Origin of the sequence: Gilliamella sp. B2717, from assembly GCF_026536675.1 — a bacterium.
GTDB classification, from domain to species: Bacteria; Pseudomonadota; Gammaproteobacteria; order Enterobacterales; family Orbaceae; genus Gilliamella; species Gilliamella apicola_I.
This window is the reverse complement of the sequence record NZ_JAFNNQ010000096.1, coordinates 79,428-106,300: the sequence shown is the minus strand read 5'-3', so window position 1 is coordinate 106,300 and position 26,873 is coordinate 79,428. Positions and strand designations below refer to the sequence as shown.

General features: G+C 36.3%; 24 protein-coding genes. 6 read left to right on the top strand and 18 right to left on the bottom strand.

The window, feature by feature from the left end; translation table 11 throughout:
• Nucleotides 1-224: 224 nt before the first annotated feature.
• Both J3U35_RS11155 and J3U35_RS11150 read right to left on the bottom strand, forming a co-directional pair.
• Nucleotides 225-1,193 (bottom strand): sugar kinase, encoded by a 969-nt coding sequence (locus tag J3U35_RS11155; protein ID WP_267361424.1) that lies wholly within the window; start codon nucleotides 1,191-1,193, stop codon nucleotides 225-227.
• A gap of 1 nt (nucleotide 1,194) precedes the next feature.
• The gene (locus tag J3U35_RS11150; RefSeq protein WP_267361485.1) at nucleotides 1,195-2,010 is read right to left on the bottom strand and encodes a DeoR/GlpR family DNA-binding transcription regulator; all 816 of its coding nucleotides are present in this window, start codon (nucleotides 2,008-2,010) and stop codon (nucleotides 1,195-1,197) included.
• A 332-nt stretch (nucleotides 2,011-2,342) separates the two neighbouring features.
• Between J3U35_RS11150 and J3U35_RS11145 the strand changes: the two genes are divergently transcribed.
• The 4 genes from J3U35_RS11145 (at nucleotide 2,343) to J3U35_RS11130 (ending at nucleotide 6,051) form a co-directional block, all read left to right on the top strand.
• Entirely contained in the window at nucleotides 2,343-3,197 is an 855-nt protein-coding gene (locus tag J3U35_RS11145) for a tagatose bisphosphate family class II aldolase (RefSeq protein WP_267361422.1), read from the top strand.
• A gap of 12 nt (nucleotides 3,198-3,209) precedes the next feature.
• Nucleotides 3,210-4,130, top strand: coding sequence for a 1-phosphofructokinase family hexose kinase (locus tag J3U35_RS11140; RefSeq protein ID WP_267361420.1), 921 nt, complete (start codon nucleotides 3,210-3,212; stop codon nucleotides 4,128-4,130).
• Nucleotides 4,131-4,140: 10 nt separating this feature from the next.
• Complete coding sequence (locus J3U35_RS11135) at nucleotides 4,141-5,553, top strand: PTS fructose transporter subunit IIC (RefSeq protein ID WP_267361418.1); 1,413 nt, start codon at nucleotides 4,141-4,143, stop codon at nucleotides 5,551-5,553.
• A 63-nt stretch (nucleotides 5,554-5,616) separates the two neighbouring features.
• Nucleotides 5,617-6,051: a PTS sugar transporter subunit IIA gene (locus tag J3U35_RS11130; RefSeq protein ID WP_267361416.1), complete on the top strand. Its 435-nt coding sequence runs from the start codon at nucleotides 5,617-5,619 to the stop codon at nucleotides 6,049-6,051.
• 173 nt (nucleotides 6,052-6,224) lie between these two features.
• On the opposite strand, the gene ribD is transcribed toward J3U35_RS11130, so the two are convergent.
• The 13 genes from ribD to rpsU form a co-directional block, all read right to left on the bottom strand.
• A complete protein-coding gene (gene ribD, locus J3U35_RS11125) occupies nucleotides 6,225-7,340 on the bottom strand; it encodes a bifunctional diaminohydroxyphosphoribosylaminopyrimidine deaminase/5-amino-6-(5-phosphoribosylamino)uracil reductase RibD (protein ID WP_267361414.1) in 1,116 nt (371 codons plus the stop codon).
• Nucleotides 7,341-7,348: 8 nt separating this feature from the next.
• Entirely contained in the window at nucleotides 7,349-7,801 is a 453-nt protein-coding gene (gene nrdR, locus J3U35_RS11120) for a transcriptional regulator NrdR (protein ID WP_065558910.1), read from the bottom strand.
• Between the two features lie 158 nt (nucleotides 7,802-7,959).
• Nucleotides 7,960-9,249 carry a threonine synthase gene (gene thrC, locus J3U35_RS11115; protein ID WP_267361412.1) on the bottom strand — a complete coding sequence of 430 codons (1,290 nt, stop codon included), beginning with the start codon at nucleotides 9,247-9,249 and terminating at the stop codon, nucleotides 7,960-7,962.
• 121 nt (nucleotides 9,250-9,370) lie between these two features.
• Nucleotides 9,371-10,309 (bottom strand): homoserine kinase, encoded by a 939-nt coding sequence (gene thrB, locus J3U35_RS11110; RefSeq protein WP_267361410.1) that lies wholly within the window; start codon nucleotides 10,307-10,309, stop codon nucleotides 9,371-9,373.
• Nucleotides 10,310-12,766 carry a bifunctional aspartate kinase/homoserine dehydrogenase I gene (thrA, locus tag J3U35_RS11105; protein WP_267361408.1) on the bottom strand — a complete coding sequence of 819 codons (2,457 nt, stop codon included), beginning with the start codon at nucleotides 12,764-12,766 and terminating at the stop codon, nucleotides 10,310-10,312.
• Between the two features lie 360 nt (nucleotides 12,767-13,126).
• The gene (locus J3U35_RS11100; RefSeq protein WP_065558914.1) at nucleotides 13,127-13,456 is read right to left on the bottom strand and encodes a hypothetical protein; all 330 of its coding nucleotides are present in this window, start codon (nucleotides 13,454-13,456) and stop codon (nucleotides 13,127-13,129) included.
• A gap of 125 nt (nucleotides 13,457-13,581) precedes the next feature.
• On the bottom strand, nucleotides 13,582-14,331 hold the full coding sequence (locus J3U35_RS11095) for an SDR family oxidoreductase (protein WP_220216568.1): 750 nt from the start codon (nucleotides 14,329-14,331) through the stop codon (nucleotides 13,582-13,584).
• A 167-nt stretch (nucleotides 14,332-14,498) separates the two neighbouring features.
• A complete protein-coding gene (gene uspA, locus J3U35_RS11090; protein ID WP_267361406.1) occupies nucleotides 14,499-14,975 on the bottom strand; it encodes a universal stress protein UspA in 477 nt (158 codons plus the stop codon).
• 66 nt (nucleotides 14,976-15,041) lie between these two features.
• Nucleotides 15,042-16,556, bottom strand: coding sequence for an inorganic phosphate transporter PitA (gene pitA / locus J3U35_RS11085; protein ID WP_267361404.1), 1,515 nt, complete (start codon nucleotides 16,554-16,556; stop codon nucleotides 15,042-15,044).
• 68 nt (nucleotides 16,557-16,624) lie between these two features.
• Entirely contained in the window at nucleotides 16,625-17,596 is a 972-nt protein-coding gene (locus J3U35_RS11080; protein ID WP_267361402.1) for a bile acid:sodium symporter family protein, read from the bottom strand.
• A 67-nt stretch (nucleotides 17,597-17,663) separates the two neighbouring features.
• Nucleotides 17,664-19,505 carry an RNA polymerase sigma factor RpoD gene (gene rpoD, locus J3U35_RS11075; RefSeq protein ID WP_267361400.1) on the bottom strand — a complete coding sequence of 614 codons (1,842 nt, stop codon included), beginning with the start codon at nucleotides 19,503-19,505 and terminating at the stop codon, nucleotides 17,664-17,666.
• Between the two features lie 84 nt (nucleotides 19,506-19,589).
• Entirely contained in the window at nucleotides 19,590-21,371 is a 1,782-nt protein-coding gene (gene dnaG / locus J3U35_RS11070) for a DNA primase (RefSeq protein ID WP_267361398.1), read from the bottom strand.
• 144 nt (nucleotides 21,372-21,515) lie between these two features.
• A complete protein-coding gene (gene rpsU / locus J3U35_RS11065) occupies nucleotides 21,516-21,731 on the bottom strand; it encodes a 30S ribosomal protein S21 (protein WP_034882800.1) in 216 nt (71 codons plus the stop codon).
• A gap of 189 nt (nucleotides 21,732-21,920) precedes the next feature.
• On the opposite strand from rpsU, the gene hemB reads away from it, so the two are divergent.
• Nucleotides 21,921-22,931, top strand: coding sequence for a porphobilinogen synthase (hemB, locus tag J3U35_RS11060; RefSeq protein WP_267361396.1), 1,011 nt, complete (start codon nucleotides 21,921-21,923; stop codon nucleotides 22,929-22,931).
• 312 nt (nucleotides 22,932-23,243) lie between these two features.
• Nucleotides 23,244-24,014, top strand: coding sequence for a hypothetical protein (locus tag J3U35_RS11055; RefSeq protein ID WP_267361394.1), 771 nt, complete (start codon nucleotides 23,244-23,246; stop codon nucleotides 24,012-24,014).
• Between the two features lie 74 nt (nucleotides 24,015-24,088).
• Here the strand turns inward: J3U35_RS11055 and nudC are convergent, their stop codons facing one another.
• The 3 genes from nudC to yidD all read right to left on the bottom strand — a co-directional run bounded on the left by nudC (nucleotide 24,089) and on the right by yidD (nucleotide 26,844).
• Entirely contained in the window at nucleotides 24,089-24,895 is an 807-nt protein-coding gene (gene nudC, locus J3U35_RS11050; protein ID WP_267352368.1) for an NAD(+) diphosphatase, read from the bottom strand.
• 63 nt (nucleotides 24,896-24,958) lie between these two features.
• Nucleotides 24,959-26,587: a membrane protein insertase YidC gene (gene yidC, locus J3U35_RS11045; RefSeq protein ID WP_267361392.1), complete on the bottom strand. Its 1,629-nt coding sequence runs from the start codon at nucleotides 26,585-26,587 to the stop codon at nucleotides 24,959-24,961.
• Nucleotides 26,587-26,844 (bottom strand): membrane protein insertion efficiency factor YidD, encoded by a 258-nt coding sequence (gene yidD / locus J3U35_RS11040; protein ID WP_267352429.1) that lies wholly within the window; start codon nucleotides 26,842-26,844, stop codon nucleotides 26,587-26,589. Before yidD ends, yidC begins: the two co-directional genes overlap by 1 nt.
• Nucleotides 26,845-26,873 lie beyond the last annotated feature (29 nt).

Here is a 26,873-nt window from a genome sequence, read left to right as displayed (position 1 = left end):
TTGATTTATAATAACTATTTTGAATTTTACGCAAATTTAACATTATAAATACAAACATTTTAGAAAAAAATTTACATCGAGTTACATACATTTACTAAAAAATAGTGCATAATATATCCGACAATGTATTTATTTCATTGTTTTCCTATTCCTTATGTTTTCCCAATAACCTAGTTATTGGGACTTTTTTTATCTGCCACCCACATTAAAAAAGTTTACGATATTTAATTAACTTTGGAATTGAAAATAAATCTTTCTAATTCTGTTAAGGTAGAGGTGCCTTCCATTGGACCTTTTTGTGAAACGGCTAATGCACCACTTGCATTTGCATATTGCAAAGCTTTTTCAACACTAAATCCCGCAAGCATTAAACTGACAAATGTTGCTGCAAAACAATCTCCTGCGCCTGTTGGATCGATTGATTGCGTTGTAAAACTATCGACATGAATCTTTTTAATCGTATTTTGTTCATCATAACCATAATAAGTTGACCCCTTCGCTCCACATTTTACAACAATATGTTTGATCCCTTTTTGAAGCAATTTTATTATGGTTTCTTGTTCGTTTTCATTATTATGGTCGGCAAAATAATTCACTTCACTTTCACTAGGTAAAAAGATATCAGTATATTCCATGATATAACCAAAAGATTGCTCCATCTCTTGAATATTAAACATTTCTTTGCGTAAATTTGGGTCGAAAGAGATAGTCCCTCCTTTTCGTTTGATGATATCTAATGCTTTGCGCACTGCATCAATTGCTCGAAACGAATACAACGATGAGCCCATAACATGTAAATGAGTACAATCTTTCAACAAGTTTTCGTTGATATGGTTGAATGAAAGAAGACCGCAGGCACTATTAGGAATATTGAAAATAAAATCTCTTTCATTAGAATTGCGGTACGATACGAAGGCGCTACCCGTATTAGCTTTATTATGAAAAGTGATGCCATCCGTAATGACACCATCTTGTTTAAGCCGATTAACACACATTTTGCCAAAGGTATCTTTACCAACACAGCTAAAAAACACGACCGGAAACCCTAACTTTGCCACTTGGTCAGCAAATATAGCTGGCGCACCACTCGGAAAAGGGCCTATAAATTCGCCTGTTTGATCGAAACGCTGATTTTGTTCCTTTGCTAAAAATTCAACTAGTAGCTCCCCGATAGAACAAATCTTAAAATTCACATTATGCTCCTAATTCATTTTGGTAAATGACACTAAATTTATTTGCGGCAAATTGTTTGAAACTAGAATCTAATAATTGCTGATGATATTCGGTTACAGCCGGTCGGGATAAGATCATCACATCCATATTTTTTAGCTTTCCAATGCTATGATCATCATTATAAATAACACGTTGAGGTAAAATACCAATGATGTGATGAGCTTTTTTGATTAATTGTTGGTATATACTGATTTGCTCAGTATCTTCAATTATTATTTGGTTATCATGATTAATGGCGGTTAATTCAACAATAAAATGTGAAATCGAATAATCATCTAAAATTGAATCGCAGATATCATTATGCAAAATATTATTTTTTAATAATACACCGCCAGTAAGCACAACATTAGCATCGGTGAACTCTTTCGCTAATTGTGCATTATTAATATCATTCATGATTAATTTTAATGATTTTTTAACATGCAAATAGGGAATAAGCTTTCTTGTAAGTCTGCCATGACTTAAAAAAATGGTATCGCCATCATTAATATAATTTAAGCAATTCTTCACTAAATCAATATCATAAATATCATCAACAAGTAATGAATTATTCGCCGCTACAATATGCGTTTTATTATTTGTACCTTCTGGTGACAAATAAATTGCCCCACCAAAAGAACGCTTTAAATATCCTTGTTGTTCTAAATAGGTTAAATCTTGACGAATAGTAACAGTTGAAACTTGAAGCATGTATGATAACTCTTCAACTTTGATTTCACCTTTTTTTCTTACTATTTCCGCAATATCCAATCTACGTTTCAAAAGGGCTGAAGACACTTTAGCCAATTTTAATGTCCTGTATTACATAAAACGAATTAAGATTAATGATAATAGAATTTATCATACAAGTGGTCAACAATAATTAATAAGTTATGTTTTATCGAAGATACCACATCTTAACATTATCAAAATCACAGGGTTACATGTTAACCATTTAAATTTATCTTTATCAATTTAAATTACTTTTACTGTTGAATAAATGTTCAGTTTTGTGATCCAACTCACGGTAATGACACTGGCATAACTTTCGTTTTGCAATCATAATTTAATAAAAATACTTTCATTTTAAAATTTAGTTCTGGTTGCAAATCAATTTAAGGGGTTGTCATATGTCGATCATTTCAAGTCATAATATGTTAAAAAAAGCACAGCATGAACATTATGCCGTTCCAGCTTTTAACATACATAATTTAGAAACCATGCAAGTTATTGTTGAAACGGTTGCCGAATTACAGTCTCCTGTAATATTAGCCGGTACGCCTGGGACATACTGTTATGCCGGTACTGAAAATATTATTGCCATTGCCGAAGCGCTATCTAAAAAACACAAAGTACCGTTAGCCGTCCATCTCGATCATCATGAAGAATATGATGATATCGTTGAAAAAATTAATTCAGGGATACGCTCAGTCATGATTGATGGCTCTCATTTCTCTTTTGAAGAAAATATTGCGTTAGTAAAACGCGTTGTTGATTATGCTCACCGCTATGATGTGAGTGTTGAAGCTGAATTAGGTAGGCTTGGTGGCGTTGAAGATGATCTTGTGGTGGATGCTAAAGATGCTTTATATACCAATCCTAAACAAGCAGTTGAATTTATTGAACGAACAGGAATTGATTCACTTGCCATTGCAATTGGGACTGCTCACGGTCTATATAAATCAGAACCTAAATTAGATTTTGATCGACTTTCTGAAATTCGTTCTATGGTTGATATCCCACTGGTATTACATGGCGCTTCAGGTGTTCCGGACAAAGATGTTCGTGAATGCATTCAACGTGGTATTTGCAAAGTCAATGTTGCAACGGAACTCAAAATCGCCTTTTCTGATGCGCTAAAAAACTATTTTATCGAAAATCCAAATGCCAATGATCCTCGACATTACATGAAACCAGCAAAAGCAGCAATGAAAGAAGTGGTTAAAAAAATCATTACAACATGTGGATGTGCCGGTAAACTCTAAGAGGTCAATCCTATGATCTATACTTTAACACTTAATACGGCAATTGATATGAATATCCGTTGCCAAGGTCTTAATCCCAATTCAGTGAATCGTACTTCACATACAGAATATAGTCCCAATGGTAAAGCTGTTAACGTTTCAATTGTTTTGAAAAAATTTAATAAATCGACATGTGCATTGGGCTTTTTTGGTGGATTTTCAGGAAAATATATTATTGATGAACTCACCAAAATGCAGATTGAAATCAAACCTTGTTTTATCGATGATATCACTCGCATTAACGTTTTTATTAATGATGGACAAAATGAATATAAGTTAGTGGGGAAAGGGCCTTTTGTGCCAGATAAAAAGAAAGCTGAAATGCTAAACATCATTGATTCTCTTGATCACAATAGCTATTTAGTCATTAGTGGTAGCCTACCTAAAAACATCGAGCCTGAATATTATCAATCTGTTTTAGATATATGCCAAACCAAAAATATTCAAGTTATTTTAGATATTAGTCATCCTAAACTCGCTCAATTACTTACTTATAAACCGCTATTAATCAAACCCAATAATGATGAACTGAAAGACATTTTTGGATTAGAAACCCAAACAACGGAACAAGTCATTGCATCGTTATCAACGGTACATTCACTTGGTGCTCAAAATATTTTATTAACTATGGGGGAAAAAGGTCTTTACTTTTCAGATGGTCAGCATGTTTGGTTTTGTAATGCCGTACCAATCAATTTGATCAGTTCTGCTTGTGCAGGCGATGCGTCACTTGCTGCATTTCTTAGTGAATGGCTACCAACACAAGAACACGTTGAAAAAGCAATGAAAAAAGCCTCTGCAACAGGGGCTAATGTTGCAGAATCAGATGGATTAGGTCTACTCGATAAAATCAGTACCTATATGGAGAAACTTGTAGTTACCCAAATTAAATAAAGGGGGCGTTATGAAGAAAATACTCGCTGTAACAGGCTGCCCAACCGGTATCGCACATACCTATATGGCAGAAGAAGCGCTAAAATCAGCTGCGCAAAAAGCAGGGATTGAAATTAAAGTAGAAACCAATGGTGCAAGTGGTGTTGATAATGCAATTACCGAAGCTGATATGGCAAATGCCATTGGGGTGATTATTGCGGCAGATAAAGATGTTAATCCTGATCGCTTTAATGGTTTACCTGTTATTGAAGTTCCCGTTAAAGAGGGTATACACAAAGCTGTAGCATTAATAGAGCAGATTACTTCAGGGACAGTTCCTATTCGTAAAGGCGTACAGAATAGTGTTAATAATGCGATCTTAAAGCAAGTGGAAGTCAAAGAATCGATTGGACGCCAGCTCTATAAACACTTAATGAGTGGTGTGTCAAACATGCTGCCTTTCGTTGTCGCTGGTGGTGTACTCATAGCTTTATCATTTTTATGGGGTATTTATTCCGCAGATCCTAATAATGAACAATATAATGAATTTGCAGCAATGCTTAAACAAATCGGTGGAAAAGCATTTGACATTATGGTGCCTATTTTCACCGCTTTTATAGCCAATTCCATTGCAGGTAAGCAAGGGATGGTTGCTGGTTTTGTAGGTGGATTAATGGCTACGGCTACTGGAGCAGGTTTTTTAGGCGGTATTCTCGCTGGATTTGCTGCTGGTTATCTGATGCTGTATCTCAAAAAATGGTTAGATCATCTACCTCGCTCTTTCGAAGGACTGAAATCAATTTTTATTATGCCATTAATCGGTGTATTTGTTATTGGTGCAGGGATGTATTATCTCGGTAAACCCATCGCCATAGCGAATAACACAATGGCTGTATGGCTTGGTTCATTACAACATACTAATCCAATTTTACTCGGTATTGTCATTGGCGCTATGTGTTCCTTTGATTTTGGTGGCCCTATTAATAAAGCAGCTTATGTAACAGGTACTATGTTATTGGGTGAAGGAAATTACTATTTTATGGCTGGGGTTTCAGCTGCTTGCATTGCACCGCCTTTTGTTATCGCCTTTTCGACGACCATTTTCCGTCAAAAAGCCTTTACAGAAGAAGAACGTGCTGCGGGTATTGTCAATTATGTTCTCGGTTCCACACATATTACCGAAGGCGCAATTCCATTTGCGGCAAAAGATCCTTTGCGCGTCATTCCAATCATGATGTTATCGTCTGCCATTGCATCCGTATTGACATTTCTATGCCAGATTCAAGTGCCTGCTCCACATGGCGGCTTTTTAGTACTGCCACTGGTAAATAAACCATTTTTATGGGTAGCTTGCATTTTTATTGGTGCGCTGGTTGGCGCTGTGTTACTGGGTTTACTGCGTATGCATGAGAAAAGAAAATCAAAATCGATAACAATGCGTTAATTAATTAACAATTAGTTAGACATTAAACAATTATTCAGGATAAATTTTAAACAGGAACACCATATGAATAATTTAACCTTATCAATCAATGATATCTCGATTTTAAATGGTAACTATTCCAAACAAGAAGCCATTAAGTTAGTCGCTGAAAGTATGATAGCATCCAATTTAGTCACCAATGACTATACTCAAGCAATGTATGATAGAGATGCGCAAATATCGACTTTTTTAGGTAATGGTATTGCCATTCCTCATGGTACCACCGATAAACGTGATAGCGTATTAAAAACAGGTTTGAAGATTATCTATTTTCCGAAAGGCATTCACTGGGATGAAGATGATAATATTGCTTATGTTGTCGTAGGCATTGCAGCAAAAGCTAATGAGCATCTAAATATACTGCGTCAACTTACTCGAGCGGTGATTGCTGAAAATACCTTAGCACGCATACATGCCGTTCAAACTCCCGAAGAGTTATTGGCTATTTTACAAGGGTAATTAATATTTATCCTCCTATGAGTGTGGATCACCTTAGCTCATAGGAGATAATCACAATCTAGTGGAATTGTGATAACTATTGAGTTCCATAAATTTGCATTTATCAGACTTGCAAATAGTCACTATAACTTGCATCTTTGTAAACATATTTAAATGAATATTGGAAATGAAGACTATTTTCGTTTAAGAATAACTCTCAAATCTTCGTCAATCATTTCAACTGACTCAAAGTGAAATTGTGGTGCGAATGCAAGTTTTTGCAGATTGGGCAATATACACATATTTAACGCATTATGTCCCAATAATTTAGGGGCATAATAGATAACAAGTTCATCCACTAAATCTTGTTCAATTAATGCACCTGCCAGATGAGCGCCAGCTTCAACCCAAACCGTATTCATCTGTTTTTCAGCCAATAGCGAAAATAATTTAGATAAATCTATTTGCTTGCAATGCGTTGGTTCAATAATTATTTTGATATTTGGCTTTTCTATGGGAGTATCGTTTTTTCGTATCACCCATGTTTCACCAGATTGATTAAAAATATTTTCAGTTCCTGTTAACTCATCTTGACTGTCGATAATGACTCGAATTGGTTGTCTAACATCTTCTAATGAATATATTTTTTGTACGTCATCCGGCAATTCATTATATCTAACCGTTAAACTTGCATTATCTGCTTGTACCGTCGCCCGAGTACTTAATATACAACTGGCTTGAGCACGAAACTGTTGTACATCTTCTCTGGCTTTATTTGAGGTTATCCACTTGCTTTCACCCGATGCCATGGCAATTTTTCCGTCTAACGAAGCCGCCAGTTTCAGTTGGACAAAAGGTAAGCCTGTGCGCATGCATTTTAAAAAACCTTTATTAATCGCTTCCGCTTGGTCAGCTAAAATCCCTAGGGTTACCTCAATACCTGCATCTTGTAAACGTTTAATGCCCTTACCTGCAACATTAGGGTTGGGATCTTGCATGGCGATAACGACACGTTTAACCCCTGATTGAATTAATGCATCTGCACAAGGTGGCGTTCGACCAAAATGACTACAAGGCTCTAAGGTAACATAAGCGGTTGCATCTTTTGCTTGTTGTCCCGCCATTTGTAAGGCATAAACTTCTGCATGGGGTTGACCCGCTTTTTGATGATAACCAGTACCAATAACTTGATTATCTTTAACGATGACACACCCAACATTAGGATTGGGCGTTGTCGTGAAACGACCAAGCTTAGCAAGCTCAATCGCTTGATGCATGTAAACGTGATCTTGATCAGAAATTGTTGTCATATTATTGATTATTTTTGTTGTAATTTAGCAATCTCATTACTAAATTGTTCAATATCATCAAAACTAAAATAGACAGAAGCAAAACGAATATAAGCGATTTTGTCTAAATTTTTAAGCTCCTCAATGACATAGTCACCAATTAATTTTGCAGGAACTTCTCGCTCACCCGTTGCTCTCAGTTTAGACTTAATACGTGTAATGGCATCTTCAATAGCATCAAAACTAACAGGACGCTTTTCAAGTGCACGCTTAATGCCATTACGGAGCTTTTCTTCGTTAAATGGTTCACGAACTTTATTGCTTTTGATGACATTAGGCATGATTAATTCAGCAACTTCAAATGTGGTGAAACGTTCATTACACTCCACACATTGACGACGGCGACGGACTTGGTAGCCTTCTCCAACCAAACGAGAATCAATGACTTTAGTATCTTCAGCATTACAAAACGGACAGTACATAAAACATCTCTATAATGACATAATGTACATTACAATATCTGAAAATGTTAATTTAAACAAGGTTTACCTTAATAAAGTCAATTTGTTTTTGAAAATTAGCCTGAACATTTAAATACCCAGCCAAACAGACCGTCGCCAATTCAGCGACGGAAAGCGAATTACCAATCTAACTGAATCAAAAAATCACGTAATTTGACAAAATCATCAGGCATATTATGTGAAAGTAACGGCATATCTGCACGCTCAGATAATGCTTTAGGTAATGGAATGGTTCGCCCCAAAATATCTTCAACCACTTCTTTGAATTTTGCAGGGTGTGCAGTACCTAAAAATAATCCATATTCACCGGTTTGCAGTTGGTCACGAAGCGCACGATAAGCAATAGCGCCATGCGGTTCAGATAAATAACCTTTTTTATCCAGTTCACGAACGGCTTGTTTAGAAACTTCATCGGAAATAGCGGCATGTCCAAGTGTTTTTAAAACCCAACCTTCACGGTGATAAATTTCTTCTATACGTGGCCAGTTATTAGGTTGGCTCACATCCATTGCATTAGATAGCGTGGCAATAGTAGGATGAGGCTCCCATTTACCCGTCTCTAAATAACGAGGAACGGTATCATTAGCATTAGTCGCGGCTATAAAGCGTTTGATCGGTAATCCCATCGTCTTAGCTAATAATCCGGCAGTTAAGTCACCAAAATTACCACTTGGCACCGAAATGACCAACTGTTCTCGTTGCTTTGGCGTGAGCTGGGCATAAGCTTCAAAATAGTAACAAATTTGGGCGAGTAACCGGCTAATATTAATTGAATTTGCTGAATTTAAACCAATTGCTGTCTTTAACTCTTCATCATCAAAGGCTTTTTTAACTAGAGCTTGGCAGGCATCAAAATCACTTTGAATAGCAATAGTATGAATATTATCGCCCAATGTACAAAAGAGTTTTTCTTGTAGCGGGCTGATTTTTCCTTGTGGATATAAAATTACCACCCGAATATTAGGTAGATGATAGAAAGCATGGGCAACCGCAGCACCAGTATCACCCGACGTCGCCGTTAAAATAGTGATTTTATCATCGGCAGCAACTTGAACTAATGCTTGCGCCATAAAGCGCCCACCAAAATCTTTAAAGGCAAGTGTTGGGCCGTGATATAACTCTAAAGTACCAATATCATTTTCAACTGCTTTGACAGGCGCAGGAAATTGAAAGGCATTATTAACTAAACGTTGCATATCTTGATGACTGATTTCATCGCCAATAAATGCGGATAAGATTTTGGCACTTCGCGTGACAAAATCGAGTTTTAATAGCGATTCAATTTCGTTTGCAGAAAATTTTGGCAATTTTTCTGGAAAAAAAAGCCCTTGGTTTCGTCCTAATCCTTGCTTAACAGCCTGAGCAAAGCTAACTTGCTGAGCGTGATCTTTTAAATTATACAATTTCATGATATTTTCCGATAATCTTTATGCTTTAATTGGTTACACTTTTTGACAACCTTTTTAGCGGTTAGTCAGTCATAATTTAGAATAGGTTTAAGTTTAACTCACGTTTCAAAAATGGATAAACTTAAATTACTCTTGCCCCTTGATGATCAATTTTACAAATATGCGTAAACCCATCACTATTTTGTAAATAGCGACTTTTAAGAAGTATTTCGATTTGCTGCGCAGTCTCTAATTTATCCGCAATAACAAACATGGTTGGTCCAGAACCTGAAATGCCTGAAGCTAACGCACCAAGTTGTTTTACACGTTGCTGTGTTTCATCAAAGTTTGGTAACAACTGTTTGCGATAAGGTTCAGCAATATTATCGATCAGCATGGCAGCGGCTAATTTAGATTGCTTGGTATAACAGGCATGCACAAAGCCGCCTACATAACGACCATGAGCGACACAATCTGATTTTTGATATTGTGCAGGTAAAATAGCCCGTGCTTCAGCCGTTGAGACTTTGATTCCCGGATAAGCCATAACCCAATACCAATCTTCAAAATGAGGAATAGATTCACTGATTATGCCCATTTCATCCAGAATCAGTTGCATGCCACCTAAATAACAAGGCGCAACGTTATCATAATGCACACTACCCGAAATTCGTCCTTCCAGTTCACCCATCATTTTAAGCATTTCAATTTGATTAAAAGGTTGACCAAAATACTCATTTAAGGCTACAAACGCCCCCACGACTGAACACGCACTTGACCCTAAACCAGAACCAATAGGCATATTTTTTTCAAGTGTGATACTCACCGGTAACGTTTTACCCATTGCTTTACAAAAACGCTGCCAACATTGATAAACAATGTTGTATTTAGGGTCTCGTGGCAATTTTTTAACAAACTGCCCTTTACTAACCAGTTTAAATTCAGTTGATGATTCAACAGTGATACAATCACCCAGCATCGTTCCACTTATTGGGCTAATTGCTGCACCTAAAATATCAAATCCCACGCTGATATTCGCCATTGATGCAGGAGCATATACTGTTATGGATTGATGTGTCATTTAACCTCCGATTTTTCCTGATGTTGTACGCAAAATATCGGCAAACACACCCGCTGCAGTGACATCATTACCTGCACCATAACCTCGTAAGACTAATGGGATTGGCTGATAGTAGCGAGTATAAAATGCTAAAGCATTTTCACCATTTTTAACTTTATAAAGTGGGTCTTCACTATCGACGGCTTCAATTTTAACACTACATTGTCCGCCCTCAATGCTGCCTACATAACGCAATACTTTCCCCTCTTGTATCGCTTTTTCGGATTTCGCTTTAAATTCAGCATCCAGTTGCGGTAATTTTGTCATAAACTCTTCGATACTTCCTTGCGCATATTCTTTAGGTAACACCGATTCCACTTTTATCTGATCTAACTCAAGTTGTAATCCTGCTTCACGAGCTAAGATTAATAGTTTGCGTGCAACATCTGTCCCTGATAAATCATCTCTTGGATCAGGTTCAGTAAAGCCTTTCTCTTTAGCTAGTTTTGTCGCCTCTGATAACGACATTCCTTCATCGAGTTTACCGAAAATAAAAGAAAGCGAACCCGACAAAATACCCGAAAATTTAATGAGTTCATCACCAGCATTGAGTAAATTTTGTAGATTTTCAATAACGGGTAACCCTGCACCCACATTGGTATCATATTGGAACTTACGTTTACTTTTTTCAGCCTCTTGTCGTAAACGTAAATAATAAGCCATTGAACTAGTATTCGCTTTCTTATTAGGGGTAACCACATGGAAACCATTGGCTAAAAAGTCTGCATATTTATCAGCCACTTCACTACTAGATGTACAATCAACCAAAATTGGATTGAGAAGACGATTATTTTTAGCAAATTCAATTATGCCTTCTAGAGTATAAGGGATGTCAGATTGTTTAATCTGTTCTCGCCAATTTTTTAGATCAATGCCATCACGATTTAATAAACTGTGTTTAGAATTAAACAGACCGCAGACCCGCAGATCAATCTGTTTATTTTTAAGCCATTTTTGTTGGCGTCCTATCTGATCAACCAGTGCTCCCCCTACACCACCTACACCAACGACAAAGACATCTAACATTTTGTCGGTGCCAAATAGCATTTGATGAGTAACACGCACACCCATTACGGCGACATCATTATCCACAACGACCGAAATTGAGCGTTCAGATGAACCTTGAGCAATAGCCACAATATTAATATTGGCTCGCGCCAAAGCAGTAAAGAAATTAGCTGATAGACCTCGTAGCGTGCGCATACCATCACCAACCACCGAGATAATAGCAAGCTTATCAATTACTTCAATCGGCTCCAGTAATCCATCTTTTAATTCTAAATAAAATTCATCATTTAATGCTTCTTGAGCTCGATATAATTCTGTTTGAGGAATGCAAAAGCTAATACTATATTCTGATGAAGATTGCGTAATGAGTACTACCGAAATACCGGCATAAGACATGGCAGCAAAGACCCGTGCCGACATGCCAACCATCCCTTTCAAACCAGGGCCAGATACATTAATCATAGCCATGTTATTGAGATTAGTTATGCCTTTTACTGGTGTCGTTGAGTCAACGACATTGGCACCGATCAATGTTCCCGGCGCATCAGGATTATTGGTATTTTTGATAAGACAAGGTATTTGGAACTGAGCAATAGGTAAAATAGTTCTTGGATGAAGCACTTTGGCACCAAAATAAGATAGCTCCATGGCTTCTTGATAAGACATAGTCTTGAGTAATTTCGCATCCGGTACAATACGAGGATCACAAGTATAAACGCCATCGACATCCGTCCAAATCTCGCAACAACTAGCTTGCAAACAAGCCGCTAATACGGAAGCGGAATAGTCAGAGCCATTACGCCCAAGCACAACGAGTTCCCCTTTATCATTTCCGGCGGTAAAACCAGGCATCAATATTATATGGTCTTCAGGGATTTGCATATCACTAATTCGATGTGTGGATTGAGCAATATCAACCGTTGATTCCAAGTAGTCACCTTCTGCAATTAACATTGCCACTGGATCAATAACCGTGACTAAATGCCCTTTTGCTTTAAGCAGTGCTTGCATAATGGCAATAGAGAGTTTTTCACCTCGACAAATGATAGAAGCATTGATGCTATCGGGGCATTGTCCTAATAAACGAATACCTTCAAGTAGCTGTTTGATATGATTTAACTCATTTAATGCAAAATGTTTCATGGCTTCGTAAGCAAAATTTGGTTGTGCTTTTGAAAGACCTTCTAACAAATCCGCAAAGATTTTTTCCGCTTCATAAAGGTTATTTTTAATATCTTTCCCATCAACCGTTTTCTCAACCATCGCTACTAAATGGTTAGTGATTTTTGCCGGCGCCGATAATACTGTCGCTGTTTGCTCTTGTTTAGCATTATTCTCAATAATTTCTGCTACTCGTAAAAAACGTTCTGCATTAGCGACAGATGTTCCTCCAAATTTTAATACTTTCATATCACACCCACCCTTACTATCCTAAGTTATGTCATTGACCATCCAAAATACCATTGAGCCAAAACGTCTGATAAAAACTCATTGCAGTTAAATAAGATTTTTTTCTTATCTTGCCTGAAGTCGTTTCATCTTATAAGAAATTTTGAACCTCATATCTTCAATACAAAATAAAAACCCGCCTTTTTTGGCGGGTTTTCTTATATTTTTTAGAAAAATATCAACCCGCCCTAGATCGCATAATGGTGCCTAAGGTGATAATAATGCCTGTGATTGTCATTATTATGTTCATGATATTCCCTACTCTGTTTTTATTGCTATTCAAAATAAAACAGCCCGACATTTTCATGTCGGGCTGCTATATCAAAATACTTTTTTGCTATTTTCGTATTCATTGACCACTTTGTTCAATGCTTGATATATGCTTTGTGCATCTTGTTTTTTCAATGCTTCATCAAGTATATTTAAATACGATAACATCAATTTTTGATTATCTTCGGCAAACTGGGGTGATACTTCCTGATCTTCATACAACATGACATAAGTTCGCGCAAACCCAAAAATCAAAAAATACACAGCAGCATTTTTTGGATCATCTTGAATTAATGAGCGCATAGCTTTACGCAGTTTGACATAACTATCTGTGCCCGGCAAACTTGTCGCAAATGTTTTTGTTACTTCAGAGAAAGTCATTGCCATAAACCTTAATCAAAATTATAGGATAAAAGAATAGCAATCCATTAGCTTAAGTGCAAGTCTATTTTGTTTACTAAACTTAATTTTTTACTATTCTAAAAAACAATTAATTTATTTTGTTTTTACTCTTTAAATACTGATAATCCTGCTTGAGCTTGAGCCACAGGCATAATTTCAATCGAAGTCACATTAAAATGTGGTGGTGTATTGACTAACCATGAAATGGTATTGGCAATATCGTCAGGTGTAATATAATCCACACCTTTATAAACAGCAGCGGCTTGTTCATTGTTACCATGAAATCGCACATTCGAAAATTCAGTTCCACCACATAATCCCGGTTCAATATTGGTCACTCTAATTTTTTTACCCAGTAGATCTGTTCGTAAATTGGCACTAAATTGTTTTACAAAGGCTTTAGATGCACCATACACATTGCCACCTTTATAGGCATAACTCCCCGCAACGGATCCAAGATTAATAATATAACCAAAATTACGCTCAACCATTCCCGGTAAGATTTGATGAGTTAAATGCACTAAGCCAATAATATTTGTTTCAATCATGGTTTCCCAATCGTCATAATTAGCTTGATAGGCAGGTTCGAGCCCTAACGCCAAGCCGGCATTATTAATGAGGATATCAATGGGTTGAAATTCTTTAGGAAGTTGTAACAATAGGGATTCTACCGCATCTTTTTTGGTCACATCTAAAACCAATGGTAAAAAATTGCACCCCAGTTCGCTGGCAAGACTTTTTAATTTATCTTCTCGCCTAGCAGTTCCGATAACTTTGTAACCATCAGCAATTAACTTACGACACGTTGCTTGACCAAAACCTGAAGATGCCCCTGTCACTAATGCAATATTCATCGTAAATCTCCTTATTGATTAATTTAGACCTTTGAGTATAGCCCTGAAAACGCCAACATGCCTTATCAAAAAATGGCAAAGTAGCCATCTTACACTCATCTAACTTATGAAATAAGAATCGGTAGCATTGTTTTACAGTAACGTGTAAAGAATAAAAAACCCGCTATTTAAGCGGGTTGATCGTTAAGTTTTTCTTTCGCGACTTGTTCAGCGGGCTCTTCATCTTTTAATGGAACAATCAAAGTATCAATATGTGTATTATTAATAAGTTGACGAGCGGAAGACATTAATTTACTCCAGAAATCTTGATGATGACCACATACAACAAGATCGACGTTGAATTCATGAATAGCTTCAATCAATACCTGACCAAACTCCCCATTGCCTGATAATGTATGAGCAATAGGATAACCGGCATCATCAGCTAATTTATTTAAAGCAATATGGGCATCCTCGGTAATTTTATCCTTCATATCATTCATATTAATATCAACTAAACCTGTGTAAAGATCAGAATAATTAATACCAACATGAATCAATGAGACTTGAGCATTATAAGGTCTTGCCATTGATACCGCTTTTTCAACAAGCACTTCACTTTCAGGTGATAAATCCACTGCGACTAATATATGTTTATAAGCCATTGTTCTTTACTCCTTTCTTTTTTGGCGCTCAGATTAAAAGTAAAATTAATATCTTCTTTTTTACTACTAAATTAATTTTTGAGCAAGCCAAAAAAGTGATCCAGATAGCAAAATTGAAATTGGCAATGTTAAAATCCAAGTTAATGCAATATTTTTTATCGTTTTGCTTTGTACCCCACCACCATCAACGATCATGGTACCGGCAACCGATGAAGAAAGAACTTGTGTTGTTGATACAGGCATTCCTGTATAACTGGCGATACCAATTGATAATGCGGTTGTAATTTGCGCTGACACACCTTGTGCATAAGTCATCCCTTTTTTACCAATCTTTTCACCAATGGTGATTGCAACACGTCGCCAACCAATCATGGTGCCTAATGCCAGTGCTGAAGCAACAGCAATAATAATCCAAACAGGTGCATACTCAACGGTTTTGAGTAAATCATTATTTAAAGATTTTAGATATTGTTTATCTTCAGTAGAAACATTAGGTTGTTTTGCAACATGCGATACAGTATCGGATAAACAAAGTAAAATACGTCTCGCTTGTGAACGTTGATCGACCGTTAATGCTTCATAATCATTAAGTTTATTAAATAATGAATTAGCAATACTTATCGTCATAAACGAACGAGAGTAGTCGCAGTGATATTGATTAATATCAGTTGTAGGAATTGTCGAATCGATAACGGGTTGATGACCAATTACGCTGGTTAAATCTTTTTGATGTGAAACAAAATACTCTTCAATATTGTGAATTGCATTACGCGTATTGGTAATGTCATAAGTAGATGCACTCATATTCACAATAAAGCCTGCTGGTGCAATTCCCATTAGAACTAACATTAACAAACCAATGCCTTTTTGCCCATCATTCGCACCATGTGAAAAGCTAACACCTGCTGCTGATATAATTAACATGATACGGATCCAAAAAGGGGGTTTCTTCTTACCATAGAGCTTTTCACGCTGTTCTGGCGTCATAAAAATACGTTCTCTTTTTTTACTGCTTTTTTTACTTTGACCTTTACGAGTCCAGTATTTACGCAATAAAAATATCATTAAACCGGCAATGATTAGCCCTACAAGTGGGGAAACAATCAATGACAGGAAGATTTGAATCATTTTAGGAATATTGAGTGCTTCAATAATTGAAGTATCCATGATAAATGCGTTAGCAAGTGCAACCCCAATAATGGAACCAATTAAGGTGTGCGAACTTGATGCAGGAATACCGACATACCATGTTCCTAAATTCCAAATAATGGCAGCAAATAAAATTGAAAAGACCATTGCCAGTCCATGCGCTGAACTAACATTGAGTAATAAATCGGTTGGTAAAAGGTGAACGATTGCGTAAGCAACACTTAACCCACCCAGAAGCACACCAAAAAAATTAAACACGCCAGCCATAAAAACAGCGAGTTGTTCTTTCAATGCTCTTGTATAAATGACAGTTGCCACAGCATTAGCGGTGTCATGAAATCCATTAATTGCTTCGTAAAAAAGAACAAAAAGCAATGCAAAGACTAATAATATAATTGTTGAAAATTCTAAATCAGCAAATAGATGAAACATAATATATCTTTCTGTAGTTAATGGCGGCTCTATTATCCTTGAGAATAAGGCAATGAGCAAAATAATTTTTATATTTTTCGCTTCGCATAACGAGCGGCTAAAAAGGCACAAATCATCAATTGAATTTGGTGAAAAATCATTAAAGGTAAAATCATCATTCCCATAATCGAGATAGGAAAAATCACACTTGCCATGGGAATACCACTTGCAAGACTCTTTTTTGACCCACAAAATACAATCGTGATTTCATCTTCTTTATTAAACCCTAATAATCTTGCACTATAGGTAGTAAACAATAATACAAGAATTAATAATAAAATAGAAAAAAAGATAACACTCAATAGTGATAACACGCCAACTTGTGACCAAATTCCATTTACAACCGCATCACTAAATGCCACATAAACCACTAAAAGAATAGATAAACGATCGGTTTTAGAAATAATATTTTTATATTTGTCGACCCATTTGCCAATATAGCGTCTGGATAAATGACCAATAATAAAAGGTAACATTAACTTGAGCATAATTGAGCTAATGGCATCCATGATATTCATTGATGCAACAGCCTGTGTATGCATCAATAAGCCAACTAATACAGGTGTGATAAAGACACCTAATAACGTCGAGGCTGAAGCACTACAAATAGCCGCTGCAACATTACCTTTTGCAATTGAAGTAAAAGCTATGGCGGACTGAACGGTGGCAGGTAGAACGCAAAGATAGACAAACCCTAAATATAGATTTTCAGAGAGAAACGTTGGCACCAATAATTGCATCATGACGCCCAAAATCGGAAAAACCACAAAAGTGGTGATAAAAATCAGCAAATGTAACCGCCAATTTTTAATGCCAATAACGATTGCTTGAAAAGAGAGCTTTGCGCCATGCATAAAAAACAGTAGACCAATAGCAAAGGTGGTGAGGTATTCGAAAGCAGTTTTAGTTTCACCTTTACAAGGAAACACGCTAGCAGTAAGTACAACGCAAATCAGAATTAATAAAAACGGATCTATTTTAAGACGTTGTAATATATTCATAGTTATCAAGTTAAAAAGTTAAAAAAAATCGCCACAATTGTGGCGATATAGTTACAAATAAAAAAGACTATTCTAAAAAGCTACGTAATACGTCTGAACGGCTAGGATGACGCAATTTACGCAGTGCTTTCGCTTCAATTTGACGAATACGTTCACGTGTTACATCAAACTGTTTACCAACTTCTTCAAGCGTATGATCGGTATTCATATCAATACCAAACCGCATACGTAATACTTTTGCTTCACGAGGGGTTAACCCAGAAAGAATATCACGTGTTGCGCTACGTAAACTTTCTGATGTTGCCGCATCTAATGGTTGCTCGAGAGCCGTATCCTCGATAAAGTCCCCTAAATGTGAATCTTCATCATCACCGACAGGGGTTTCCATTGAGATTGGTTCTTTGGCAATCTTCAGTACTTTACGTATTTTGTCTTCAGGCATTTGCATACGCTCTGACAACTCTTCTGGCGTTGGTTCACGACCGATTTCTTGTAACATTTGACGTGAAATACGATTCAATTTATTAATCGTTTCAATCATATGTACTGGAATACGGATAGTTCTTGCCTGATCCGCAATCGAACGAGTAATCGCTTGTCTGATCCACCAAGTTGCATAGGTTGAAAATTTATAACCACGACGATATTCAAACTTATCAACTGCTTTCATCAAACCAATATTACCTTCTTGGATAAGATCTAAGAACTGCAAACCACGGTTTGTATATTTTTTAGCAATCGAGATTACTAAACGTAAGTTTGCTTCAACCATCTCTTTCTTGGCACGACGAGCTTTCGCCTCACCGATAGACATACGACGGTTAATATCTTTAATCTGCTCGATAGAAAGATTGGTTTCAGCTTCGATTTTTTTCAATGCTTCAATTTGCTCTGCAACTTGATCCTCAAACGCATTTAAGTTGGCAGCAAAAGCACCTTTCGCATTTGACGCTTTCGTATACCAGCTCATATTGTTTTCATTACCAGTAAAATACGTCATAAATTGTTTTTTCGGCATTTTACATTGTTCAACGCAGATCTTCATAATGACACGTTCATGTGCTCTTACGCGATCCATCATGCTTCGCATATTGTTGACAAGAATATCAAACTGCTTACCAACTAAACGGAATTGTTTGAAAATTTCAGATAAATTTTCGATCTCTTTTTGCGCTTTTTTATGAGCTCGTCCGTATTTTTTGATCGCTTCTGATGTTTTATCGTGTTGCTCTTTTAATTCAGCAAATTTAGCACGTGCAACTTCAGGATCGATAGAGACATCATCATCTGCTGAAGAATCGCCATCTTCGTCTTCACTTTCTTCATCACTGTCATCAAGATCGATGTCTGTTTCAGTTTCTTCTAAATCTTCAGGAAGTGCATCACCTGATCCTTCAGCATTAGGATCAACAAAACCAGTGATTAGGTCGGATAATCGTACCTCACCACTTTCGGTTAAATTATATTGTTCTAAAAGATATGTAATTGCTTCTGGATATTCTGATACCGACGTTTGAACTTGGTTAATCCCATCTTCAATACGTTTGGCTATATCAATTTCGCCTTCACGAGTTAGTAGTTCAACTGCCCCCATTTCACGCATATACATACGGACGGGATCGGTTGTTCTACCAATTTCTGACTCAACATTTGATAATACCAATGCCGTTGCTGCTTCAACGGCTTCTTCATCAGGGACATTGTCTGAAAGTAATAAGTCATCAGAATCTGGGGCTTCTTCAAGCACTTGAATCCCCATGTCATTAATCATTTGGATTATATCTTCAATCTGATCTGAATCAATAATCTCTTCAGGCAAGTGATCGTTGACATCAGCATAGGTTAAATATCCTAACTCCTTACCTCGAATGATTAGGAGTTTAAGCTGTGATTGAGAATTTTGCTCCATAAAGGTATCCACATTAAAGTTGTTCGGTCATGTATATTATATATGTAAAACGCGGTAAAATTTGGTTCTACATATACCCAATATTTAGTCTTTTTTCGATAAAACAAGTATAAGTGTCGCTAATTCTTTTTTCTCTGCGGTACTTAAGCCGGAGACTCTCTCTTTTGCGATCAGTTCATCTTGCCGTTGGGCGAGTATATTATCATATAACTCTTTTAACGTATGCGAAAAAATTGACTCTATTTGATTGTCTTGATAATGGTGCTCCCATATTGCTAACCGATTTAGTTGCTTATAAAACGGTTTATCAATATATTCAGTTAAGATCTGTGCAGTAGTTATATTTGGGTAATGTTGGCATAATTCAAGTAGTTCAATAAAAATTTCAATCCCCGCCATTTTCACTTGACTGATAGCTTTAATATCGGTGACTAGCTTAGCAAGATAAGGGTACTGAATTAATAAGCCGATTAAAATACGCATAGTAGTAAGTTTTACCTGAGACACAGGCGTATTAACCACCGTGTTTGTATCGTTTTTAGTGCGACTTGCACGCAATAATTGCTCAAGCTGAGACACATCAAGTAAACCCAAATATTTACCTAATTGTTGCAACAAGTTTAAACGGAATGCTTTTGCTTTTACTTGATCAATTAAAGGTAAAGCGAGTGAACTTAATTTAGATTTTCCTTCAGGCGTTTTTAAATCAACTTGTTTCAAAAGTTCATCAAATAAAAACTTAGATAAATTTGGTGCCGTTTGTAAATAGGACTCAAATCCATCTTTACCTATTTTTCGAACCAGACTATCCGGATCTTCATCTTGTGGTAAAAAAGCAAAAGTTATCTCTTTACCGTCAATTAAGCAAGGTAATAAAACATTGAGTGCTCGCCATGCTGCACTACGCCCAGCATTATCGCCGTCATAACAAAATAGGACAGAATCTGTTGCTCTAAATAACAGCTTAATATGCTCTTCAGATGTCGCTGTACCAAGTGCCGCAACTGCATAATCTATCCCAAATTGGGCAAGCGAGACAACATCCATATATCCTTCAACCACCATCAGTTGTTTAGGATTACGATTCACTTCTTGTGCTTCATAAAGACCATACAACTGAAACCCCTTATGAAAAATAGGCGTTTCGGGTGAATTGATATATTTCGCATTATCATTGATAATCGTTCGCCCACCAAAGGCAATCACATTACCTTGTCTGTCACGAATCGGGAACATAATTCGACCACGAAAGCGGTCATATTGGTTACCATTATCATTCGTGACTAACATACCAGCTTGATTATAAAGCTCGGCTTCTGCTTTGCTTTTAACCACGTTTTGTAAGGTTAATCGCCACTCATTTGGCGCAAAACCAATTTTATACCGATTGATAATTTCGGCATTCAATCCGCGTTGTTCAAGATATTGATTGGCATCTGTTGATGTTGGTTGGGCTAATTGTTGCTGATAAAAATGGGTAATTTTAGCCATTAATGTATATAAATCTCGGCGAATATTTCGAGATTCAATATGTTTGGATTGGTCGATTTGCTTGTTTTCACTATCGACATAAGGGACACGAATCCCTTGCATATTGGCTAGCTCTTCAATAGCTTCTGGAAATGATAAACGTTCATATTGCATCAAGAAAGTGACGACAGAACCCGTCGCGCCACAGCCAAAGCAATAATAGATCTGTTTTTTTTCGTTAAGCGAAAAAGAAGCCGTTTTTTCATCATGAAAAGGACAACAACCAAAATAGTTATTTCCCTGTTTTTTCATTTTAACACGTTTACTGATCACATCTAGAATGCTAGATCGAGCTATCAGTTCTAAAATAAAATCGCGAGGAATTTGACCTTTCATAATGAACGTTCAACCAATATTGGCATTTTAGAAAGACAACAAGCCGTACCTTGTGTACGGCTTGTAAGAATTCTTTATATTAAAAATATAACAAATTGATTTTTATATCAATTTAAATTTTAAGTATAAATAATCGCAAAAATATTAATATAAACGAGTGCGACGAGCGTTTTCTCTTTCTAATTTCTTAGCATGACGTTTAACAGCCGCTGCTTTAGCGCGTTTACGAATTGTCGTTGGTTTTTCGTAAAATTCACGGTTACGAACTTCAGCTAAAACTCCTGCTTTTTCGCAAGAACGTTTAAAACGACGTAATGCTACATCGAAAGGTTCATTTTCACGTACTTTAATTACTGGCATGTGCCTCTCACCTCAAAATTGGTTAATATCACAAAGGACTAAAAATTAGTGCGCAATTTTACCTCTAATCAACGTATGTTGTAAAGTAAAAATTTGATTTATTCTAATACAGCAAATTAATTTGCTAAACATCTTTTGGCATCAGATAATTACTCTAATTTTAATAAGAAAAAATAAGCAGGAGCTTTTATGTCACCATTTATTACAGGTCAATATCCTAAGCGCCGACTCAGACGTAATCGGGCACAAGATTTTAGCCGACGTCTAATTGCAGAAAATAATTTAAGTGTTAATGACCTGATTTATCCGGTTTTTATTGTTGAAGGAAATCAGATTACTCAACCGGTTGCATCTATGCCAGGTGTAAACAGAATGAGCATTGATGTGTTATTGAAAGAAGCCGAACAAATTGTTCGATTAGGCATTCCGGTTTTATCTTTATTTCCCGCTATTGAACCTGAAAAAAAATCGCTTCTTGCAGAAGAAGCTTATAATGAAAATGGTTTAGTCCCAAAAGCCGTACGTGCATTAAAAAGAGAATTTCCTGAGCTTGGCATATTAACCGATGTAGCACTTGATCCTTATACTACTCATGGACAAGACGGTATAATTAATGAACATGGTTATGTTCTAAATGATGTTTCTGTCGAAACACTTGTTAAACAAGCCTTGATGCAAGCTCATGCTGGTGTTGATATTATCGCACCAAGCGATATGATGGATGGACGCATTGGCGCAATTCGTGACGAACTCGAAGCCCAAGGTTTTCATAATACGCAAATAATGGCTTATTCCGCCAAATATGCCTCGAGTTTTTATGGCCCTTTCCGAGATGCAGTCGGCTCAGCTAAAAATATAAAAGGTGGAAATAAAAAAACTTATCAACTTGACCCATCGAATAGCAATGAAGCCTTGCAAGAAATTTATCAAGATTTAAGTGAAGGTGCTGATATGGTCATGGTAAAACCCGGCATGCCTTATCTTGATATTATTCGCCGAGTGAAAGACACCTTTGCCGTTCCGACTTTTGCCTATCAAGTATCTGGGGAATATGCGATGTTAAAAGCAGCAATTGAAAATAATTGGTTAGAAGAAAAATCAGCAATTATGGAATCATTACTCTGCTTTAAACGCGCTGGTGCAGATGGCATATTAAGCTATTTCTCTAAACAAGTCGCCGAATGGTTAAATAACACTTAACAAAATTAATTTTAGCCATTTATAAAATTGACATGCATAGATTTGCATGTCGATTTTTACCCGCCTCTTTATTTAAGATTTTGATAAACATAAAATTAGTTAACCTATTATAAAATATCTAGATTTTAAAATCATCTTAATTGTTAATCGTCCATTAATTTAGTTTTCTTAAAATTTCAATATCGAGAAAAAATTTCTTAAAAAAACTTCAAAATTTACAAATCAGAATAATGTAAAAAAGTGTTAGCTCACCTACTTGTTAAGCTAAATATCTGATAATATTTGTGATAGCAAGTGATTAGGGAGTAATAAATGATTTATGAATTAGTTCCATCTGAATTACACAATGATCTTAATAATTTTCTTCATAACTTAAGAAGAATAACTCTGCAACGTTTTGAAGCATGTCCATTTTGTGGTAAAAGCGATTTTTATTTGATTCGGACAAACCCGACCAACACTTATCGTTGTAAAGCATGCAATAAGTATTCTACCGCGGCGACGAATACTCCTTTCAATCGTTTGACACCATTTAATTGGTTAGAAATAATATTCACTTACCGTATAAAAAATAAAAGCTATCAATATATTGCCAAAAAATTAGCATGTTCACTTGAAAAAGTTATACGACGCGATCATGCAATCATTCAATATTTAAAAATAAATTATACTTGTTTATACAGGTGGTATACCGATAATAAACAAGCCAAAATCACCACAACCTTAGAAGAACAACATCAAGTCATGAACTCCAAAATAATGGCATTACTCAATGAAAAAACGCCTACTTGTCTCCATTGTGGATCATCAGAAACAACCAAAGTCGGAACACGAACATGCTATAGATGTAAACGTTGCCGACAAAGTTTTAATATTTTAGGTGATACCCAATTAAATAAATTACCTAGAGCAGACTTATGGTTACAATTTATCGATTTATTAGTATCAGGTGAAAATAATTTACAAATCGAAAAAAAGATGAATTTTAGCAGTAACACTGTCAGACGTTGGCGTTCTGCATGGTGTGACATGATGAAAAACTGGGATTGTAATGCATTAGCGGTATGGTGTAGCCGTCACTAAAATATGAATATTTTTAAGAAAACAAAATGAAAACGTTTAAACTTAAAAATATTCATTAAACCGATAAAACAACTTTAATCTTCACCAAATTTATCGTAATCACGACATAGCGCAATAGTATCTTCGATTAACCGTCTTGCTATTGTGCCATATTCTGGGATTTTAGGAAGATTGGAATAATGATACCAACCAGCATCAACTAATTCGTTTTTATCTATTTGTATCTCTCCGCTGTCATAATCAGCTAAATACGCCATCATTAGCGAATTAGGGAATGGCCACGGTTGTGATGCCACATAACGGATATTTTTTATTTGTATCTTGGATTCTTCGAAAACTTCTCGCTTAACGGCCATTTCCATTGTTTCGCCAATTTCAGTAAATCCCGCCAAGACAGTATATAAATCATCCTGATTATGACGAACATGCTTTGCAAGTAAAATTTTATTTTTGTCTCGAATAGCAACAATGATAGAAGGTGAGATTTGTGGATAATAACGCTCTTTACAGTTATCACACATACAACACCATTCCGTCTTACTGATATACATCTTGCTTCCACAATAGCCACAATACTTGTGAGAACGATAAAATTCAGATAATTGAACTGCTCGCCCTGCCATATGGAATAATGATTGATCGGCTTCATAGGTAAGCAAAGATCGAATAGAACTCATAGAGTTTTTCATTTGCTTGCAAATAAGCCAAGCCGTTTGTCCATTCCATTCCCCGATTGGTTGTGCAAGCTCTTGAGTAAAACCCAGTTCGTTTGCTTGTCCAAACGGCACTTTACCATTCGGTAACCATAGACGCCCATTTTGACTAACAAACCAATATCCCTTTTCATCTCCGGTTAAATGTAATTGTTGCTGTATATTCATAATTAATTAATACTCAAAAACAGATACGAAAAAGGAGGATTTTACTCCTCCTTCAAATTCTCATTATTTCTTTTTCTTTTCGTGAAGACCTTTTTTCTCTAATTCCCAATAGATAATACGTTGCTGCGCAATCGTAAATAAATTACTGACAATATAGTATAAAACTAAGCCAGATGGGAACCATAAGAAGAATACTGTAAAGATTAATGGCATATAGGTCATCAATTTTTGTTGTAATGGGTCTGTGACAGGTGTTGGTGACATCTTCTGAATTAAGAACATTGTCCCACCCATTAATAACGGTAAAATATAATATGGATCTTGTGCTGATAAGTCATGAATCCAAAGGGCAAATGGCGCATGACGGAGTTCGACACTATTACCTAACATATAGAATAATGACAAGAAAATTGGCATTTGAATCAATAGTGGTAAACAACCCCCTAACGGATTCACTTTTTCTTGCTTATAAAGCGCCATGGTTTCCATGCCCATTTTTTGTCGGTCATCACCATAACGCTCTTTTAACGCTTGTAAACGAGGTTGTAATAACTTCATTCTAGCCATTGAGCGATATTGCGCGCGTGTTAATGGGAATAAAATACCACGAACGATAAACGTGATAGCAATAATTGCAATTCCCCAATTACCAACAAAACTTTGGATAAATTTCAATAAATAAAATAGAGGTTGAGATAAGAACCATAACCAACCATAATCCACAATCAAATCAAGATGTTTTGCTGTTTGCTTTAATTCACTTTGAATTTCAGGCCCTAACCACAATTTTGCACTAATCGTTTGCGTACTGCCTGCTTGCACTGTCGTGGATTCACCTTTAAAACCAATGGTTGCTTGCGAATTCTTCGCCGCAGCTCGAGAATAGAATAAATTCTTCTGTTCCTGTGTTGGAACCCAAGCCGATGCAAAATAGTGTTGCAACATCGCAACCCAGCCTGTTGTTGTTTCGATAGATAATGCTTTATTTTTAATATCGTCAAAACTGTATTTGCTATAATTTGTATCAGCGCTAGAGTAAGCCGTACCACGGAAAGCACTTAGCCCTAATCCACCACCACCTTCAGTCACGGCATCATGTGGTAACTCAATAGTCTGTTTTAACTGCCCATACATCGCAACTTCAACAGGCGTTGAACTTTGGTTATCAATTGCGTACTCAACATCAATTGCATAACTGCCACGATGTAACACATAATATTTAGTGTATTTCACGCCATTGATTTGATAACTGAGCGGTACGCGCAGTTCATCTTGCCCGTCAGCTAACGTATATTCGGTCTGCGCTGTTTGATAAACAGGACGTTGAGAGTTTTGCGTCGCGTTATCAGGGCCATCTTTACCGGTTAAACCACTTTCAGCAATATAAACATAATCAGGACGTGAGGTTAACAATTGGAAAGGTGTACCTGAATGGAGAGTCTGCTCATATTTTAATAATTGAGCCGCTTGCACATCACCGCCGTAAGTATTAATGGTAAGTGAAAGAACATCAGATTTAACAATAATGCTCTTACCAAGCAGTGAAGCATCATTCGAATCATTATCACTAACATGTTGTGTCATTTGATTGGTAATAGGTGGTTTAGGGGCATGATCCTCTTCCCAAGCCTTCCAAATAAAAAACGATACAAAAAGTAAAGCAATAACTAAAATATTACGTTGAGATCCCATTAGTGTTTTTCTCTATTGTTTTTAATATTAGGAGGAACAAGATCTTCTCCTCCCTCATGTAAAGGGTGACATTTTAATACACGTTTTACTGTTAGCCAACCTCCTTTTAATAATCCAAAGCGTCTTAGCGCAATTATTGCATACTGAGAACACGTTGGGGTAAAGCGACATTTTGGACCAAATAAAGGGCTAATGACTTTTTGATAAACACGAATCATTAAAACAAAAATATTTATTATCAATAATTTACAAGCCATTACATGCTGTTTGATAATCAATAAAATTT

Bases quoted from the DNA above. Each gene is read 5' to 3' on its own strand.
- J3U35_RS11145 (WP_267361422.1), top strand. From the start codon at position 2,343: ATGTCGATCATTTCAAGTCATAATATGTTAAAAAAAGCACAGCATGAA.
- J3U35_RS11140 (WP_267361420.1), top strand. From the start codon at position 3,210: ATGATCTATACTTTAACACTTAATACGGCAATTGATATGAATATCCGT.
- J3U35_RS11135 (WP_267361418.1), top strand. From the start codon at position 4,141: ATGAAGAAAATACTCGCTGTAACAGGCTGCCCAACCGGTATCGCACAT.
- J3U35_RS11130 (WP_267361416.1), top strand. From the start codon at position 5,617: ATGAATAATTTAACCTTATCAATCAATGATATCTCGATTTTAAATGGT.
- ribD (WP_267361414.1), bottom strand. From the start codon at position 7,340: ATGACAACAATTTCTGATCAAGATCACGTTTACATGCATCAAGCGATT.
- nrdR (WP_065558910.1), bottom strand. From the start codon at position 7,801: ATGTACTGTCCGTTTTGTAATGCTGAAGATACTAAAGTCATTGATTCT.
- thrC (WP_267361412.1), bottom strand. From the start codon at position 9,249: ATGAAATTGTATAATTTAAAAGATCACGCTCAGCAAGTTAGCTTTGCT.
- thrB (WP_267361410.1), bottom strand. From the start codon at position 10,309: ATGACACATCAATCCATAACAGTATATGCTCCTGCATCAATGGCGAAT.
- thrA (WP_267361408.1), bottom strand. From the start codon at position 12,766: ATGAAAGTATTAAAATTTGGAGGAACATCTGTCGCTAATGCAGAACGT.
- J3U35_RS11100 (WP_065558914.1), bottom strand. From the start codon at position 13,456: ATGACTTTCTCTGAAGTAACAAAAACATTTGCGACAAGTTTGCCGGGC.
- J3U35_RS11095 (WP_220216568.1), bottom strand. From the start codon at position 14,331: ATGAATATTGCATTAGTGACAGGGGCATCTTCAGGTTTTGGTCAAGCA.
- uspA (WP_267361406.1), bottom strand. From the start codon at position 14,975: ATGGCTTATAAACATATATTAGTCGCAGTGGATTTATCACCTGAAAGT.
- pitA (WP_267361404.1), bottom strand. From the start codon at position 16,556: ATGTTTCATCTATTTGCTGATTTAGAATTTTCAACAATTATATTATTA.
- J3U35_RS11080 (WP_267361402.1), bottom strand. From the start codon at position 17,596: ATGAATATATTACAACGTCTTAAAATAGATCCGTTTTTATTAATTCTG.
- rpoD (WP_267361400.1), bottom strand. From the start codon at position 19,505: ATGGAGCAAAATTCTCAATCACAGCTTAAACTCCTAATCATTCGAGGT.
- dnaG (WP_267361398.1), bottom strand. From the start codon at position 21,371: ATGAAAGGTCAAATTCCTCGCGATTTTATTTTAGAACTGATAGCTCGA.
- rpsU (WP_034882800.1), bottom strand. From the start codon at position 21,731: ATGCCAGTAATTAAAGTACGTGAAAATGAACCTTTCGATGTAGCATTA.
- hemB (WP_267361396.1), top strand. From the start codon at position 21,921: ATGTCACCATTTATTACAGGTCAATATCCTAAGCGCCGACTCAGACGT.
- J3U35_RS11055 (WP_267361394.1), top strand. From the start codon at position 23,244: ATGATTTATGAATTAGTTCCATCTGAATTACACAATGATCTTAATAAT.
- nudC (WP_267352368.1), bottom strand. From the start codon at position 24,895: ATGAATATACAGCAACAATTACATTTAACCGGAGATGAAAAGGGATAT.
- yidC (WP_267361392.1), bottom strand. From the start codon at position 26,587: ATGGGATCTCAACGTAATATTTTAGTTATTGCTTTACTTTTTGTATCG.
- yidD (WP_267352429.1), bottom strand. From the start codon at position 26,844: ATGGCTTGTAAATTATTGATAATAAATATTTTTGTTTTAATGATTCGT.